Consider the following 17,008-nt stretch of genomic DNA (forward strand, 5'->3'; position numbering starts at 1 on the left):
AGTTTTTCGGAGAAGCCGTCAGCTACCTGAATTAAAGCCCTTGTTTCTGGAGAATCCCTGCGTCATTTCTTAAAGGCTTTGACCCCGGCGCGAATTTCAACATCCAGGTGATTGACCTTAGGTACAAGGGGACAGGAGTACTTCGGATTGTAGGTGCAATACGGATTATAAGCCTTATTGAAGTCCAGTAGTATAGAATCCCCTCCGGGGATCCTCAAATCGATATATCGCCCGCCTTCATAGGTTTCCTTACCATTGGTCCGATCCGAAAAGGGCAGGAAGAGATAATCTTCATATCCTTTTTCCAATACGAGGTCGGGGCTCTGATAGACCTCCAGCTGATGTGGTTCCCCTTTTAAGATAAAAGTCAGCACTCCATAGACGCGCTCAGAAGCAGCCTCGTCAGTACTTGTTGGCATCTGAAATGGAAGGGCGTCTGGAGTGCGATCCAACCGTGCCACGACTCTGAAGGATGTATCGGGCTGATAGAAATCAAGACCGTCAAAGCGCGCTCTGAAGCGATCGGGAAGCGGAGAAATCTCCGGGTCCCTGAAGGAGGCATCAAGGCTATTTTGAAATGCTGTGATATCGGCTAAAGCGCCGGACCCCTGAGGGACTTCACGGGCACTGGTATCGTGGTACTTTTTCTCCTGCCGGCATCCTGAAAACAGGAGGGTACAGAGCGTCAGGAGTACGACTGCGCGAACACCACTGTTTGTCCTGAGGTTTGTTTTACCCATCATTGAAAAAAGGAATTCCTGTGGCACTAAAAATAAAAAATTAATGGTATGACATCCGAGAAATTTTGGTGCACGCAATACAGATACCCTTCGATTTACCGGGTGTTCACTCAATGGCATACCTGGCTTCTCCCAGATACTCATCGATTAAGGCGTTGAATTCCGGACTGATCCTCAAAAGCCCTGTGTTCGGGAGTTCGTACAAATGATCGGCATCCGTATAGCCCTTTTTTAAAAGTGCTTCCAGATAGTAATTTGCCGTCCCAAAATCCCCGTATTTGGCGGTCAGGGAGATGACTTGCAGATAGCTGTTGTAATCAAAAGGAGACGTTATGGTTTTCAACATATTCAATAGGATAAGACCATCGTAATCCGGATTTGGCACCTTGGCAGAAAGTGCGATATACTCATCTACAATAGCATTAAGATAGCCATCAAGGCGCCTGCCGAGGAGCTTTTCTTCGGCAATTGTACTGTTCTTATACTTTGTGATTTTGCCCATTTGATTATTCCACCAACCCAGGTTGTCAAGATTGAAACTAAGCACATCCTCCTCCAGATAAAAAATATAATCTTCAGTCAGGATAAGTTCCTTGAGGCGAACCGCCTCCCATTCGCGTTTCTGATCTTTGTAGGCTTTGGACTTGCGCACTTCCTTTTCACGTGCCTTAAACCATTCTGTGGCAGTTAACCCTTCGAAAAGTGTCTCACCCTGCTTCGCATAATGATGGGCCAGACGAAGCTGATTCATAGCTTCCAACTCCATGATCAGGTCTTTGTAATCGGTATATGCAGACTGGATAAGCCCTTCATCCTTGCGGATGGTACCCCGTTTCATTCCCGTTAGGGTAAAGATTTGCATCCCCAGGTCCAGAAACCTGAGATCCGGCCATTCATGTCCTTCCCCGTGGTAGAGCATAAAGTTTGGCACTTTTCGTTGGTCGAGTAGTTCTTCTTCGGCCAGTAAGTTCAGATATTGATAATCTGCCCTCCCCATTATACCGACAAAATCAAAGGGTTCTTTAGGATTAATAAGCTCGAGGTTCGGAAGACCCGAGGCCACAGACAGAACCCCAGTTACCCCACGAAGCATAGAAGGCACTATGGTGGCCAGCTGGCCACCCGTGTCGTAGCCGGAAGTGTAAATGCGATTCAAATCGAGGGGAAGCAGATCCTTTAACTTCCCAAGGCTACCGCTTACCGCTAAAATCTTATCGGTCAGGGAAACCGAATCACTAAGTGATCTTGAACTGGCCAGGATATATCCGTTTTTATCGGCCAGAGCTTTCAAATAGCGCATTTTCTTTTCAATAGCCCCGTCCATATCACATAGAAAGAGGATGGGCCATTTTGTGGTGAGCTCAAAATCCTGTGGAAGATAGAGTACGATTTGACGGGCAATGGAGTCATTTATGGGGAGTGAATCCAGGACAATGCCCTTTTTTAGTGCTAACTCCTGTGCTGATACGAAGGAAGAGACGCTCCCAAGCAACATTAAGAAAACAAAAAATCCTCTCATATTTCCACTGGCTGCAAAAATCCGGCCAATTTTTCGATTATAGGGTATCGTCCGAAAAGGCATGCGTATTCTGTGGTTACAAGATACGCAATATTAAAGGGAAGTAAAATCCAAAAAACATCCCATATACTCATAATACCCGATTTTTCGGAGACTTCATCTTACCCACCGGAGCATTGGAAATAACTTCAGACAGTATGATATGGGTCCGGGTCTCACCGTACTGAATAAGCTGGTCTATAAAGGTTTCCAGATGGAACTGATCCCTCAAAACCACTTCCATGATAATATTCTCATTTCCGGTAATCCGGTAGCAGTTGATTACTTCTTCCAAATTTTTAACATGCTCCAGAAAGGGCTTGAGTTTTCCCATAAATGCCCTCAGGGTAATGATGGCTTTTAACTGATACCCCAGCTTGGTATGTGAAACCTCAGTATTGTAGCCCTTTATAATCCCGTAATCCTCCATCCGCTTTACGCGCTCGGCAACGGCCGGTGGCGTAAGTCCGATTTTTCTCCCGATTCCAGATAAGGAGGCCCGGGAATTCTTTTGTAAAACGCCCAGGATTTCCCAGTTTAAACCATCTAATTTAAAATCCAAAGTATAAAGTATTTTCTTCTTATTATATTAAAGCAAATTACGGAATTTTTACTGTTAATATTAAGTATAGCACACGTTCTTCAAAGTAATTTACATAAAAATTTCCAAGAGATGTCCGCTAAAGGTATTCGCGATCTTCACGTTTATCGAAAGGCCATGGAGTTACAGACCATGAGTCGGGCCATTTCATTTTGCATCGGCAACCGCCAGGACGCGCTGCACAGCTCCAGTTCTGATAGCTTAAGAGATCAGATAGCAGATGCCCTGCTCACAGATGCTGTGCTGATTCGCAAGCAGATTGCGTTGGCTGCGAGCACCCCGTCCTTAAACATCAGAAGGCAGAGCCTGCAGTTTATCAGCATCATGATCCGCAACCTCAACAGCTATTGCAAAGGCCTTGAAATGGATAATGTACGGGAACGGGAATACGTCCACCTGATGCAAAAAGAACTGCGCAATTTCAGAAAGTCCTTTAAAGCCTGGCGCAAAAGTTTGTCTTCTTAGCCCCCAGGACCTTCCTATCATTACATGTTTCTGCGATACTGCCCCCCCACTTCGAAAAGGGCTTGAGTGATCTGCCCCAGGGAACATACCTTGCACACTTCCATCAGCACACCGAACATGTTTTCATTATGTATTGCAGCCTGCTTTAATTCCTGAAGTCTTTTTGTCCCTGCTTCTTCGTGCTGTTGATGAACGCGGTTCAGGGTTTCGATCTGTGACTGCTTTTCGGCTTCAGTAGCCCGTATCACTTCAGCGGGCAATATTGTAGGGGACCCTTTGGAATTAAGAAAGGTATTCACTCCAATAATCGGGTATTCCCCTGTGTGTTTGAGCATTTCATAGTGCAGGCTTTCATCCTGTATCCGCGATCTCTGGTACATGGTTTCCATGGCACCCAATACCCCGCCCCTTTCCGTCAGCCGATCAAACTCAAGCAACACCGCCTCTTCTACCAGGTCGGTAAGTTCCTCGATTATGAATGACCCCTGAAGGGGATTTTCATTTTTGGCCAGGCCCAGTTCCTTGTTAATGATCAGTTGAATGGCCATAGCTCGTCTCACCGACTCCTCCGTTGGCGTGGTAATTGCCTCATCATAGGCATTGGTATGCAGGGAATTGCAATTGTCGTAAATAGCGTAGAGCGCCTGAAGCGTGGTACGGATATCGTTAAAATCAATTTCCTGAGCGTGAAGACTCCTGCCAGAGGTCTGTATATGGTATTTCAACATTTGGGCCCTGGGGTCGGCACCGTACTTTTCTTTCATAGCCTTAGCCCAGATTTTTCGGGCTACCCGACCGATTACTGCGTATTCCGGGTCAATGCCATTTGAAAAGAAAAAAGAGAGGTTGGGCCCGAATTTATTGATATCCATACCCCGGCTCAGATAGTATTCCACATAGGTAAACCCGTTGGAAAGCGTAAAGGCCAGTTGGGTGATTGGGTTGGCACCCGCTTCAGCAATATGGTATCCTGAGATGGATACAGAGTAAAAATTACGCACTTCGTGCTCGATAAAATACTCCTGTACATCTCCCATGAGCCTCAGGGCAAATTCAGTGGAAAAAATACAGGTATTCTGGGCCTGATCCTCTTTGAGGATATCCGCCTGAACGGTGCCGCGAACACGCTTAAGGGTATCTGCCCGGATTCCTTCATAGACCTCAGCAGGCAACACCTGATCTCCGGTTACACCCAAAAGCATTAGCCCAAGACCATCATTCCCCTCCGGCAATTCTCCGTTATAAATGGGCTGGGTCATCTTCTTATCACTGAATAGCTGGTCGATTTTAGACTGAACCTTCTTTTCAAGCCCCTGGGCTTTAATGTATTTCTCACAATTCTGATCGATTGCAGCATTCAGGAAAAATCCGAGCAACATGGGAGCCGGACCATTGATGGTCATACTCACAGAGGTTTTCGGATCCGACAGATCAAAACCCGAATATAACTTCTTGGCATCGTCAAGACAGCAGATCGAAACCCCGGCATTCCCGATCTTCCCGTAAATATCCGGACGATGTCCGGGATCCTGTCCATAAAGGGTGACCGAATCAAAGGCTGTGGAGAGTCGTTTAGCCGGCATCTCCAGACTGACGTAATGAAATCTCCGGTTGGTCCGCTCCGGTCCTCCTTCCCCGGCAAACATGCGGGTAGGATCCTCACCTTTGCGTTTAAAAGGATAGAGTCCTGCGGTGTATGGAAATTGGCCCGGGACATTCTCCTGAAGTGACCAGGCCAGGATTTCACCCCAACTCCTGTAACGGGGCAACGCAACTTTCGGGATCTGCAAATGTGAAAGGGATTCGGTATGCGTGTCGATATCGACCGCCTTACCCCTGACCGTAAATGAATAGACCGATTCTTTATAGCGTTTTTTGAGCTCTGGCCAGGCCAGCAAAAGATCCCAATAGTGCGGATTCAGGTTTTTAAACTCGGTCTCAAAGCGGGCAATTAACGCAGCTAACATGTCGCGCTCAGCATCCGAACCGATTTTGTCGAGAAACATATCGGTGTCCAACCCCGTTGGGAGCAGGCCTGCGGAATCCGTTACAGCGGTCCCCGAAAGCACACATATAGACAAGTACAGGCCGTAAAGCCGCTCAGCAACTTCCACCTGCGTGTCCACCATTTGATCATATCCGCGATTCGTTTCAGAAATCTCGGATAAATACCGGGTACGGGAAGGGGGAATGATAAATATTTTTTCGGGTTCATCCCCTGAGGCATCTTCCATAGCGGGTGCAGCCCAGGCAATCCCCTTTTTGCTTAAATCAGCCATAACCGCCCTGAAAAGGCGATTCATCCCCGGATCGTTAAACTGGGAGGCAATTGTTCCGTAGACCGGAAGGGTTTCCGGGTCGGTTTCCCATAAGCCGTGATTGCGCTGATATTGTTTCTTGACGTCCCGCAGGGCATCAGCAGCCCCCCGCTTATCGAATTTGTTAATGGCCACCAGATCGGCAAAATCGAGCATGTCAATTTTCTCCAACTGGGTAGCAGCACCAAACTCAGGGGTCATTACATAGAGCGAAAGGTCTGAATGCTCAAGGATCTCGGTATCGGACTGACCGATTCCGGAAGTCTCCAGGATAATCAGGTCAAAACCAGCAGCCTGCAAAACACTCACGGCTTCCTTAACGTGTTTGGAAAGTGCCAGGTTGGATTGCCGTGTCGCCAGGGAGCGCATATAGATGTTCGGGTGGTGAATGGAATTCATCCGGATACGATCTCCCAGTAGCGCCCCTCCTGTTTTACGCTTGGAAGGGTCGACCGAAATAATCCCCAATGTCTTCTCCGGGTGTTCATTGATGAACCTTCTGACCAATTCATCCACCAGGCTGCTTTTCCCTGCGCCTCCCGTACCGGTAATTCCCAGGACTGGTGCAACGTGTTCAGGAGCAGGGAAAGACTCCTGTACCTGCTGATAGGCCTCAGGCCTGTTTTCCGCCAGGCTTATCAGTCGCGCCAGGGTTGGCACATCTTTTTGCCGAATCAGTTCTTTCAGAGGTGATCGGTCCGGTAAGGGCAACTCGGACACGGGGTAATCGGCCGTAGCCACAAGATCATTAATCATCCCCTGTAAACCGAGTTCGCGTCCGTCATCGGGAGCATAAAGCCGGGTAATGCCGTAAGACATCAGGGCTTCTATTTCTTTAGGGAGGATTACCCCTCCCCCTCCTCCAAAAATCTGGATATGACCGCTATTCTTCTCCTGCAGCAAGTCGTACATATACCGGAAATACTCATTATGACCCCCCTGATAGGAAGTCATTGCAATGGCATTGGCATCCTCCTGAATCGCACAATCCACGACCTCCGCCACGGAGCGGTCATGGCCTAAATGGATGACCTCAACCCCGGTGGTCTGAATAATACGCCTCATGATATTGATGGCTGCATCGTGGCCATCAAATAGAGAGGCCGCAGTTACGATGCGAATTTTGTGCTTAGGCTTATAGGGGGTTTGGGCTTTCATGATTCTCGAGAATTAAGCGGACTGCAATTTACCGAAAATGTAAAAAATCCCTGTCCCTATTCCGGATAATAAATTCTTCAGATGCGAAAGGGGAGGTTTTTTTTCAATTCTGCAATAATTCTCCCGGAATCATTTGCATTCGGACAAATCGTAAGCCGCTTCAAAACCCTGCGAATAATAGAATTTCAGACATACTAAAGCCTTGACTTTTAGCGTTATTACTAATGAAAAGGGTACAATGGTATTTTGCGGAAAGACTTCTATGGAGATTTTACCGCAGACTGCAAATTTACCCCCGATCATTTGAGTTAGTATTTTTGAGTTAGTTAGTTTAAAGCCCCGCCTATCCCAAGCGGGGTTTTACGATTTTTCCAACCCCGAAACTCACTCATTCACTTTTCGATAGTACCCGTCAAATAGAACCTGGCTTACTTTTCCATCCTCAAGCACCTCCCAGTGCTGCCGAACACTTCCGTCCGGATTTGGGGTCCAGGTAATGCGGTTTACTACCAGCTTCCCTTCTGCATTCTTAAAAGGCTCCGAAGCGAGCCGCATTTGATTGCCCTCTGGTCCACCTTTTAACTTCAGGACATTACCGCTGCTGTCGACCCAAATTTGTTCCCACTGGTCAATGCTGGAATTATAAAAATTAAGACTGGTACCGGTTACGCCGCCTTTTGCACTTTTCCATTGCTCCCTGAGGATACAACCGCCCTGTTCCTTCGTAATTTCATTGACCCCGGCTGGAGAACCATCCGCGAGCCGGACTTCCCATTTTCCAAGCCAGAAATCAAATACCCGGTAAGAGGCGTCGCAACACCTGCACTCCTGTTGTCCCCATACAGACAGGGACATCCAAAATAAGATCCAAAAAATCCTGATTTTCATTCCTTCACTTTATTAAATATACTACAAATGCCTGGAAATTAAGAGTTATGGATACTTTAAGGAATTGTAATTGAGATGGGGGAATTTTCACCTTTCAGATAACAAAAAAGTTAAATTTTAGACAAATAGCCCAAATTATAGGTAAATACACGGGGGGGCGATAATCTAAAGCGCGGTTTTCACCGTAAATTTGTAAGAAACCCAATTCGCCATGGAAAAACAGTATTGTAAAGTGGGATCCATCAATCCGATCGGATCAGGTTCACAGGAGTTGCAACTGCTGAGACACCAGCTTCAACATTTCAATCAGAAGGCACTCGAAGCTGCACAGAAAGATTCGCGTTTAAAGGACTTTTTTGAGCGGAAAGCCCAGAAAATTCAAAAAATGCTTCAGAGATCGCTTTAGATTTTTGAATTCAGGAGGATGGCAGACATTTGCTCCTGAAGTTGGGCGGCCTTTATACGGGCAGCTTCGGCGAAATCTTCTTCTCCGGAAGCGTAGATAATTCCCCGGGAAGAGTTGACCAATAACCCTACCTGATTATTGAGTCCGTACTTGCATACCTCTTCCAGACTTCCCCCCTGCGCCCCTACCCCTGGAATCAACAGAAACTGGTTGGGTACGATTTCCCGCACATCTTTAAGAAAAGTAGCTTTCGTAGCTCCTACTACATACATAAGCCGATCTGCATTGGCATATTCCCTTGTTTTCCGCAAAACTTGCAAATAAAGGGCTTCCTGAGGAGCCGGGAGTACCTGAAAATCAAAAGCGCCTTCATTGGAAGTCAGGGCAAGAAGGATCACATATTTGTCCTCGAACTCCAGGAAGGGTTCAACAGAGTCCCGTCCCATATAGGGTGCCACGGTAACAGAATCAAAAGACATGGTCTCAAAAAAGGCCCGGGCATAACGTCCCGAGGTATTGCCAATATCACCCCTTTTGGCATCGGCAATGGTGAAGTGGTTCGGGTAGGATTCCTCCAGATAGGCAATGGTTCGTTCAAGGGCCATCCACCCCATACTCCCATAAGCCTCGTAAAAGGCCGTATTGGGCTTGTATGCGACACAAAGGTCATGGGTTGCATCAATTATTGCCTTATTGAATGCAAAAAGCGGATCCTCCGTATTCTTTAGAAAGGCTGGAATTTTATCCAGGTCCGTATCCAGACCAATGCACAAAAAAGTCTGTTTTCTCCGGATCTCCGCGGTGAGTTGAGCTACAGTCATGGCAGATCAGAAAGTTTCAGAGGCTTCCTTTAATTTTTCAGTATTGTGGACCAGCATCAGCTCGTCAATGATTTTTTGAACATCCCCGTTTACGATATTTTGCAGATCGTAAAGCGTAAGTCCTATCCTGTGATCGGTCACCCGACCCTGCGGATAATTGTAGGTGCGTATTTTGGCGGAACGATCGCCAGAACTCACCTGTGAATTTCGCTTGGCAGCATCTTCTTCCTGCTTTTTGGCCAATTCCATATCATAGAGGCGCGAGCGCAGTACTTTAAAAGCTTTGTCTTTGTTCTTATGCTGGGATTTCTCATCCTGGCACTGGGCGACGATACCTGTGGGCACGTGGGTCAAACGCACAGCAGAATAAGTGGTGTTCACAGATTGCCCCCCGGGGCCTGAAGAACAAAAATAATCGATGCGTACATCCTTCGGATCTATGTGAACCTCAAAATCCTCAGCCTCAGGTAGCACCATTACCGTGGCAGCACTCGTATGGACGCGCCCCTGGGTTTCGGTTTGCGGAACCCGCTGCACCCGGTGTACCCCGGCTTCGAATTTAAGCGTGCCGTAAACATCCTCTCCAGATACTTCGAACTGAATTTCCTTATATCCCCCGCTGGTACCTTCGCTGAAGTCAAGAAGATGGGTTTTCCAGCCTTTGGATTCACAATACTTGGTATACATGCGGTAGAGATCACCTGCAAAAATACTGGCTTCATCTCCCCCGGTTCCAGCCCGGATCTCCATAACCACGTCTTTGGCATCCTCAGGGTCTTTGGGAACCAACAACATCTTCACTTCTTCCTCCAGGGCAGGAAGTCCCTCCCTGGCCTCATCGAGCTGCATCTTGGCCATTTCAGTCATTTCGGGATCACTGCCGTCCGCCAGTATCTCTTCTGCCTCTTCAATTCGGCTCTGAAGTTCCAGATATTGCTCCCGCTTAATCATTATTTCCTTTAAGTCCTTATACTCCTTATTGAGTTGGACATACCGCTTCTGGTCGGAAATAATATCGGGTTGAATAATCAGGTCAGAGACCTCATCAAAGCGTTGCTTTACAATTTCGAGTTTTTCCAGCATATACTCCTGAGTTCCCAGCGAAGGTACAATTTTTTGAAACCATTTCCAGAGTCAGGACAAGCGTAAAAAGAAGTAAAATCACCCCTTAAGTACCAGGGTGGTTAACGAATTGGGGGATGCCTGTAAATTGAGTTTATTCAAAAATACGGAGCAGGTCACCCTGTAGTTCTGTATTAAAAACCTTGAGCGGATTTGAGGTGATGGTGTTAAGGGGTGTTCCGCTCTGATCGAACCGGGACCCGTGTACTTCGCACTCAAAAATACCTCCCTGGGTCTCGACAAAGGAGACACCGGCATTTTGCTCATGGCTGCAAATACGACTGGCCGCTACAAATTGGCCCTGCAGGTTACGTGCCACCACCACGTCGTTCCGAATGATAAAGTCACCATTATTCTCTAAAGCAGCTCCGTCAGGACCGCTCAGGTCTACGATAAAATCAACACCCGTAGGAACTTCCTGCTCTCCTTCATTACCGCTATCGCTGCTACATCCGTGAACACAGGGAAAGACCAAAGCAAAAGCTGCCCCGGCCCCGAGTGAACGTAAAAACGCTTTTCGCTCCATGGTTTCTTTTATTTAAAGACCTGTTTAAGAAGAAAACGGAATTCTGAAGGGATTCGTATAGATTAATAGGTAAAGGTACCGTAGGGACTCTCTATGGTAAGCTTCTTTTCTGCTGACTTTTCAACCCGCCCAACAATCTGGGCTGGGATACCAAAGGATTCTGAAATCGCTATAAGGGACTCAGCAACGGATTCCGGCACATACAATTCCATGCGGTGGCCGCAGTTAAACACCTGAAACATTTCCTTCCAGCTCGTAGCGGATTCCCTCTGGATCAATTCGAACAAAGGGGGGACGGGAAGCAATTGATCTTTTATCACGTGAAGGTTTTCGATAAAGTGCAGGATTTTGGTCTGGGCACCTCCACTGCAATGGATCATTCCGTGGATTTCCTGGGCGGTGTGGGCCTCGAGGATTTTCCGGATGACCGGAGCATAGGTCCGGGTCGGAGAAAGTACAAGCCGACCGGCATCCAAATCGGTCCCGTCAACCGGGTCTTTTAAGCCCACTGAACCAGAATAGACGAGGTTCTCCGGTACTTCCGGATCGAAACTCTCCGGGTATTTAGACGCGAGGGAGTTGTCAAATACATCGTGGCGCGCTGATGTCAGGCCATTGCTGCCCATGCCCCCATTATAGGTCGCTTCATAAGTCGCCTGCCCGTAGGATGCCAATCCGACGATCACATCTCCTTCCCTGATTCTTGAATTGTCAATCACCTGATCCCTTCGGATCCTCGCGGTAACCGTTGAATCCACTATAATGGTCCGCACCAGGTCTCCCACATCTGCCGTTTCGCCTCCGGTACTATGGATGTGAACCCCCCATTTGGAAAGATCGGCTATCAACTCTTCCGTTCCCTGGATTACGGCAGCGATGACCTCTCCTGGAATTTTGTTTGCATTCCTGCCGATAGTTGAACTCAATAGAATTTTATCCGTGATACCCACACATAATAAATCATCGAGGTTCATGACAAGTGCATCCTGAGCGATGCCCTTCCAAACCGACAGATCACCGGTTTCCTTCCAATACATATAGGCCAGGGAAGATTTCGTACCCGCCCCATCGGCGTGCATGACCAGGCAATAGTCAGGATCCCCGGTCAGGTAGTCCGGGACTATTTTGCAGAACGCCTTTGGGAAAAGCCCCTTGTCTATATGCTCAATAGCTTTGTGCACATCATCCTTGGTAGGTGAAACGCCTCTTTGTTCGTAGCGGCCGGGTGTTTTGGACTCCATGTTCATTTTTTGGAATAGGACAAAAGTAAGCGAATCCGGGGGATTACTTCAAATTCAATAACTCCCGGTATTTCGCCAGCGGCCAGTAGTCGTCACCAACGAGCCGCTCCAAACGGTCGCTATGGTAGCGGATTTCCTCAAAAAATGGCAAAACAGATTCGCAATAAGTCCGGGCCCTTTCGCCGACTTCGCCGATCGCATTTGCGTTTTTCCGGGCTTCCGTCATCGCATCGATTTTGACCTTTAGTTCCTGGAGGTGAAATGAAAGGTTTTCCAAAATACTGAGTTGGGCGGCCCCCATTTTTTTATGCCCAGTTCCGAAAACCTCCTTTAACCCGGACAGGTTTTGCAGCAATTGGTTCTGATAACCTACTACCGCCGGAATGACGTAGTTATATACCAATTCTCCAATAACCCTGCCTTCGATCTGAACGTTAAGGCAATAGGTTTCCAGTTCTACTTCTTTTCGTGCCCGGATTTCAGTTTCTGTCATCACCCCCATGGATCCGAAAAGTTCCAGGGTATCCGGGGCGGTGAGGACCTTCAGGGCAGCAGGCGTATTCGTGTTGTTGCTCAATTTTCTCCTGGCAGCTTCTTTTTGCCATGCATCGCTGTAGCCATCCCCGTCAAAACGGATGCGTTTGCTCGCCTTGATATATTCTCTCAGGACATTAAAAATCGCCTCGTCCTTGCGGAGTTTTTTCTTTTCGATAAGGGCATCGACCTCGGACTTAAACTCCTTTAGTTGGCGGGCCATAATCGTATTGAGCACCGTCATTGGTTTTGCACAATTCGTCTTGGACCCAACTCCCCGCATTTCAAATTTATTTCCGGTAAAGGCAAAGGGCGAGGTTCGATTCCGATCCGTGTTATCCATAAGGATTTCAGGGATCTTTCCGACCACATTGAGTTTGAGTTCTGTCTTCTCCTCCGGGGACAATTTGCCTTTGGAGACCCCTTCCAGTTCATCGAGGACCCCGGCCAACTGTTTTCCAACAAAAATTGAAATAATGGCAGGGGGCGCTTCATTTGCCCCGAGCCTGTGGTCATTGCTGGCCGAGGCGATTGAAGACCTCAGCAGTTCTTCATAGGTATCGACCGCTTTCAGGGTATTGATAAAAAACGTGAGAAACTGGAGGTTCTTCATGGGGGTAGATCCCGGGCTCAGCAAATTGGTGCCGGTATCCGTACTCAGGGACCAGTTGTTGTGTTTGCCCGAACCATTGATCCCGGAAAAAGGTTTTTCGTGAAAGAGAACCATCAGCCCGAGTCTGCCCCCGACCTTATCCATAATATCCATCAGGAGCTGGTTATGGTCCACGGCGAGATTCGCTTCTTCAAAAACGGGTGCCAACTCAAATTGATTCGGAGCGACCTCATTGTGCCGGGTCTTTACCGGAATCCCCAGAAGCATGCATTCATGCTCGAGATCCTTCATAAACTGAAAGGCCCTGTGTGGAATAACGCCAAAGTAGTGGTCATCGAGTTGCTGTCCCTTGGCGGCAGCCTGCCCGAGTAGCGTTCGCCCTGCCAGAACCAGATCTGGCCGTGTTCGCGCCAGCGCCTTATCTACCAGGAAATACTCCTGTTCCCAGCCCAGGGTGGCAATTACTTTGTTGACATTTTTATCGAAATAACGGGCAACCGCTGTAGCCGCCTCATCCACGGCGTGAAGCGCTCTTAGAAGGGGGGCTTTATTATCCAGGGCTTCTCCCGTATAGGAGACAAAAACGGTCGGAATGCACAGCGTCTTTCCATAGATAAAAGCCGGGGAGGTCGGGTCCCATGCGGTATATCCCCTGGCCTCAAAGGTATTGCGAATGCCGCCGCTCGGAAAGCTTGAGGCGTCCGGCTCCTGTTGGACCAACTGGCTGCCTCCGAATTTTTCAATGGCCCTCCCATCGGGAAGCAAATCGAAAAAGGCATCGTGCTTTTCCGCCGTTGATCCGGTAAGGGGTTGAAACCAGTGTGTATAATGGGTAGCCCCCATCGTCATGGCCCAGGCCTTCATGGCTTCGGCGACCTGATCTGCTATTTTGCGGTCTATTTTGGTCCCGGCGGAAATAGCTGCCTTAACACTTTTAAAGGCGTCCTCGGTAAGAAAGCGGAGCATCCGGTCTTCATTAAAAACAGATTTACCGAACACTTCAGAGCGCGCAGCGGGATCCTGTGTTGTTTCCTTGGCTGTGGTTGGCTTTTGTGCAAGTGCCTGCATTCGTTGCTGATTCATAGGATGGGTGTTTGAATTCCGGGGATAAAATCCCTAACGGGCAAAATTATCACAATTCTATAAATTTAGGACTATACCCCCTCAATTTATAGGGGGTGTTAATAATTACATCGATTTTTTTGATAATTACCCCCTGAAGTGTATATAACGAGTGTATAAATATTCTATTTTTGACGGTCTAAAATAAAAAACACTTAAATTCTGTACGCATGAGTAAATCGAAGTTAGAATATATCTGGTTGGACGGGTATCACCCTACCGCAAACCTGAGAAGTAAAACCAAGATTGAAACAGATTTCAGCGGGAAGCTGGAGGACTGTCCAATCTGGTCTTTTGACGGAAGTTCAACCAAACAGGCAGAAGGCGGAGCTTCAGACCTTTTATTGAAGCCAGTGGCCATTTATCCCGACCCGGCCCGTGAAAATGGATTCCTGGTCATGACCGAGGTTTTGAATGCCGACGGGACACAACACGTGACCAACTCAAGGGCTACTATCGACGGAGACGCAGACGATGACTTCTGGTTTGGGTTTGAACAGGAATACTTCATTATGGACTCCCATACCCAACTGCCACTTGGATTCCCTATAGGCGGATATCCGGGACCACAGGGTCTGTACTACTGTTCGGTGGGTGGACGCAATACCCATGGGCGGGAACTCGTGGAACGCCATGCGGACTACTGCCTTGAGGCAGGCCTTAATTTTGAAGGGATCAACCAGGAAGTTGCCTGTGGGCAATGGGAATTCCAGGTTTTTGCCAAAGGGGCAAAAAACGCCGGCGACCAGGTATGGGTAGCCCGCTATCTTTTAGACCGCCTGACAGAAGACTACGGGTACTACATCGAGTACCATCCAAAGCCTGTTAAGGGAGACTGGAACGGAAGTGGAATGCACGCCAACTTCTCGAACAACCTTCTGAGAACCTGTGGCTCTAAAGAGATTTACGAGAAGGTTTGTGAAGCCTTCCGTCCTGTTACCCGTGAGCATATAGAGGTCTACGGAGAGTTTAACGACGAACGCCTTACCGGACTTCACGAAACCCAATCCATTCATGAATTCAGTTTCGGGGTATCCGACCGCGGAGCCTCCATCCGTATCCCAATTCTAACCGTTGAAAAAGGATGGAAAGGTTGGCTGGAAGACAGACGCCCGGCTTCAAATGCAGATCCGTATAAAGTAGCCGCACGGATTATAAAGACAGTGAAAAGCGCGAATATCGAGGTTGAAGCCTGATTGAAAAGCAATACTGTTCAAAGCTAAAACCGTCGGTGGGGCCTTAACCCTTCCGACGGATTTTTTATGAAAAGGTCGTAATCAAGAAGGTCCCGTATACCGCAAGTAAGATCAGTCCCTCCTGCCAGCCCAGGCGACGGCTCCGGGGAATAAATACCAATGGCAAAATAAGTAGGGAGATCCCTAGCATCCAGGGAATGTCATACGCAATCAGGTGGTCATCTACCACGTGAATAGGATGGATGATTGCAGTGATCCCCAACACGGCCAAAAGGTTAAAGATGTTCGAACCGATCAGGTTCCCTACCGAAATCGCCTTCTCCTTTCGAATCATGGCCATAACGGAAGCAGCGAGCTCAGGAATACTCGTACCGATGGACACCACCGAAATTCCTATGATTCGCTCACTTATTTCCAGACTGGTGGCCAGACCCACCGCCCCTGAAATCAAGAGCCTAGATCCGCCCCAAAGGGCAACCCCACCCGCCCCGAGAAAAAAAATGGTTTTATACAGCGGGTAAAGGGAAATAACCTCAGGAATCACTTCGTAAACGGCCGGCTTCTGAAATCGCAACAGGTAAATCAGGAATACAAAGAGGGCGACCACCATTATAATGCCTTCCGTCTTTCCGAGCAGGCGATCCGAATAAATAAAGGCGAAAAAGAGGAGCGAGGAGAACATCATCACAGGCCAGTCGACAAAATAAAAGCTCCGGCGTATGTCGAGCGACCCGATAAGAAGCGTTATGCCCAGGACAAGCCCCAGGTTTGCCAGGTTCGATCCTACGACATTCCCCAGTGCGAGATCAGGATAACCCCGTATAGCCGATTGCAAACTTACCAGGAGTTCTGGCGCTGATGTAACAAAGGAGACTACGGTCATTCCTACTACAATCTTGGGAATGGACAAGCGGTAAGAAAGGTCAACAGAACCTTTAAGTAAGAAATCACCTCCCGCGATGAGCACGACAAGTCCCAGAATCACAAAAAGGATATCCATCGGCACAAAATAGTTCTTTTAAAAGTATTACGGTTAGATTCCATAGAAATTAGAGCTGTAACTATATTTTTAGTTTTTTAACTATTTTTTTAGTTTTATTACTGTTTCTTTAGTTACATTTGATCTGTAAAAACTGTGGAGATCTGTAGTTTCCCTGCAATCAAAGAGATTCAGGTCTACTCCTAACTCCCGTAAGTGGTAAATTCGTATCGAGCATGCCATTTATTTTTTAAGTCCAGGAGGACCTAAGGGAAATGCGGTAGCTAAAGGCTCTCATTCCCTCCCTGAAGTTTTTAAAGCCACTGGAACGCCAAACTAAAGTAAAAAAGAGCACATGGAAAAATTAACCAATAAAGAAGAGGAAGTGATGAAACTGCTCTGGAAGCTCAAAAAGGCTTTTGTAAAAGAACTTCTGGAAGCATTCCCGGGAAAACGCAAACCGCATTACAACACCTTATCCACAATGGTGCGCAACCTGGAAGAAAAAGGGTTTGTAGGCCATGAAGCTTTCGGGAATACCCACAGATATTTTCCGATGGTTTCCAGGGAAGCGTATCGGAAAGAATTTATCGGGGAAACCGTAGCCGATTATTTTGACCATTCCTACAAGAGTCTTGTTTCCTATTTCGCAAAAGAGGAGAAAATCTCGGCAGCGGAACTCAGGGAAATTATCGAACTCATTGAAAAAAAGAAATAGTA

The 17,008-nt window shown here is 47.6% G+C and carries 15 protein-coding genes; 4 read left to right on the forward strand and 11 right to left on the reverse strand.

The features are described from left to right. Positions 1-62: 62 nt before the first annotated feature. From QU605_RS05215 to QU605_RS05225, 3 genes are all read right to left on the reverse strand, one after another. Positions 63-884, reverse strand: coding sequence for a DUF1684 domain-containing protein (locus QU605_RS05215; protein ID WP_353655877.1), 822 nt, complete (start codon positions 882-884; stop codon positions 63-65). Beyond that, positions 847-2,259 (reverse strand): alpha/beta hydrolase, encoded by a 1,413-nt coding sequence (locus QU605_RS05220; RefSeq protein ID WP_289724220.1) that lies wholly within the window; start codon positions 2,257-2,259, stop codon positions 847-849. Before QU605_RS05220 ends, QU605_RS05215 begins: the two co-directional genes overlap by 38 nt. Before the next feature lie 130 nt (positions 2,260-2,389). Next, complete coding sequence (locus QU605_RS05225; RefSeq protein WP_289724221.1) at positions 2,390-2,860, reverse strand: Lrp/AsnC family transcriptional regulator; 471 nt, start codon at positions 2,858-2,860, stop codon at positions 2,390-2,392. Positions 2,861-2,971: 111 nt separating this feature from the next. On the opposite strand from QU605_RS05225, the gene QU605_RS05230 reads away from it, so the two are divergent. Continuing rightward, complete coding sequence (locus QU605_RS05230) at positions 2,972-3,364, forward strand: cyclin family protein (RefSeq protein ID WP_289724222.1); 393 nt, start codon at positions 2,972-2,974, stop codon at positions 3,362-3,364. Positions 3,365-3,384: 20 nt separating this feature from the next. On the opposite strand, the gene QU605_RS05235 is transcribed toward QU605_RS05230, so the two are convergent. Both QU605_RS05235 and QU605_RS05240 read right to left on the reverse strand, forming a co-directional pair. Beyond that, complete coding sequence (locus tag QU605_RS05235) at positions 3,385-6,840, reverse strand: methylmalonyl-CoA mutase family protein (protein ID WP_289724223.1); 3,456 nt, start codon at positions 6,838-6,840, stop codon at positions 3,385-3,387. Positions 6,841-7,224: 384 nt separating this feature from the next. Beyond that, a complete protein-coding gene (locus tag QU605_RS05240) occupies positions 7,225-7,728 on the reverse strand; it encodes a hypothetical protein (RefSeq protein WP_289724224.1) in 504 nt (167 codons plus the stop codon). Between the two features lie 211 nt (positions 7,729-7,939). Between QU605_RS05240 and QU605_RS05245 the strand changes: the two genes are divergently transcribed. Continuing rightward, complete coding sequence (locus tag QU605_RS05245; protein ID WP_289724225.1) at positions 7,940-8,134, forward strand: hypothetical protein; 195 nt, start codon at positions 7,940-7,942, stop codon at positions 8,132-8,134. Here the strand turns inward: QU605_RS05245 and pyrF are convergent. The 5 genes from pyrF to QU605_RS05270 form a co-directional block, all read right to left on the reverse strand. Next, entirely contained in the window at positions 8,131-8,955 is an 825-nt protein-coding gene (gene pyrF, locus QU605_RS05250; RefSeq protein WP_289724226.1) for an orotidine-5'-phosphate decarboxylase, read from the reverse strand. The two genes, QU605_RS05245 and pyrF, sit on opposite strands and share 4 nt — an antisense overlap. A gap of 6 nt (positions 8,956-8,961) precedes the next feature. Then, a complete protein-coding gene (gene prfA / locus QU605_RS05255; RefSeq protein WP_289724227.1) occupies positions 8,962-10,038 on the reverse strand; it encodes a peptide chain release factor 1 in 1,077 nt (358 codons plus the stop codon). A 133-nt stretch (positions 10,039-10,171) separates the two neighbouring features. After that, complete coding sequence (locus tag QU605_RS05260) at positions 10,172-10,603, reverse strand: QcrA and Rieske domain-containing protein (RefSeq protein WP_289724228.1); 432 nt, start codon at positions 10,601-10,603, stop codon at positions 10,172-10,174. Between the two features lie 62 nt (positions 10,604-10,665). Further along, positions 10,666-11,844, reverse strand: coding sequence for an AIR synthase related protein (locus QU605_RS05265; protein ID WP_289724229.1), 1,179 nt, complete (start codon positions 11,842-11,844; stop codon positions 10,666-10,668). 43 nt (positions 11,845-11,887) lie between these two features. Next, positions 11,888-14,059, reverse strand: a complete 2,172-nt coding sequence (locus tag QU605_RS05270) for a glutamine synthetase III family protein (RefSeq protein ID WP_434967915.1) — start codon at positions 14,057-14,059, stop codon at positions 11,888-11,890. A gap of 224 nt (positions 14,060-14,283) precedes the next feature. Between QU605_RS05270 and QU605_RS05275 the strand changes: the two genes are divergently transcribed. Further along, complete coding sequence (locus QU605_RS05275; protein ID WP_289724231.1) at positions 14,284-15,309, forward strand: glutamine synthetase beta-grasp domain-containing protein; 1,026 nt, start codon at positions 14,284-14,286, stop codon at positions 15,307-15,309. Between the two features lie 64 nt (positions 15,310-15,373). On the opposite strand, the gene QU605_RS05280 is transcribed toward QU605_RS05275, so the two are convergent. After that, complete coding sequence (locus tag QU605_RS05280; protein WP_289724232.1) at positions 15,374-16,309, reverse strand: calcium/sodium antiporter; 936 nt, start codon at positions 16,307-16,309, stop codon at positions 15,374-15,376. Between the two features lie 334 nt (positions 16,310-16,643). On the opposite strand from QU605_RS05280, the gene QU605_RS05285 reads away from it, so the two are divergent. After that, positions 16,644-17,006: a BlaI/MecI/CopY family transcriptional regulator gene (locus QU605_RS05285; RefSeq protein ID WP_289724233.1), complete on the forward strand. Its 363-nt coding sequence runs from the start codon at positions 16,644-16,646 to the stop codon at positions 17,004-17,006. The last annotated feature ends 2 nt before the right edge of the window (positions 17,007-17,008 follow it).

It is taken from the genome of Robiginitalea aurantiaca (genome assembly GCF_030380815.1).
GTDB lineage: Bacteria > Bacteroidota > Bacteroidia > Flavobacteriales > Flavobacteriaceae > Robiginitalea > Robiginitalea aurantiaca.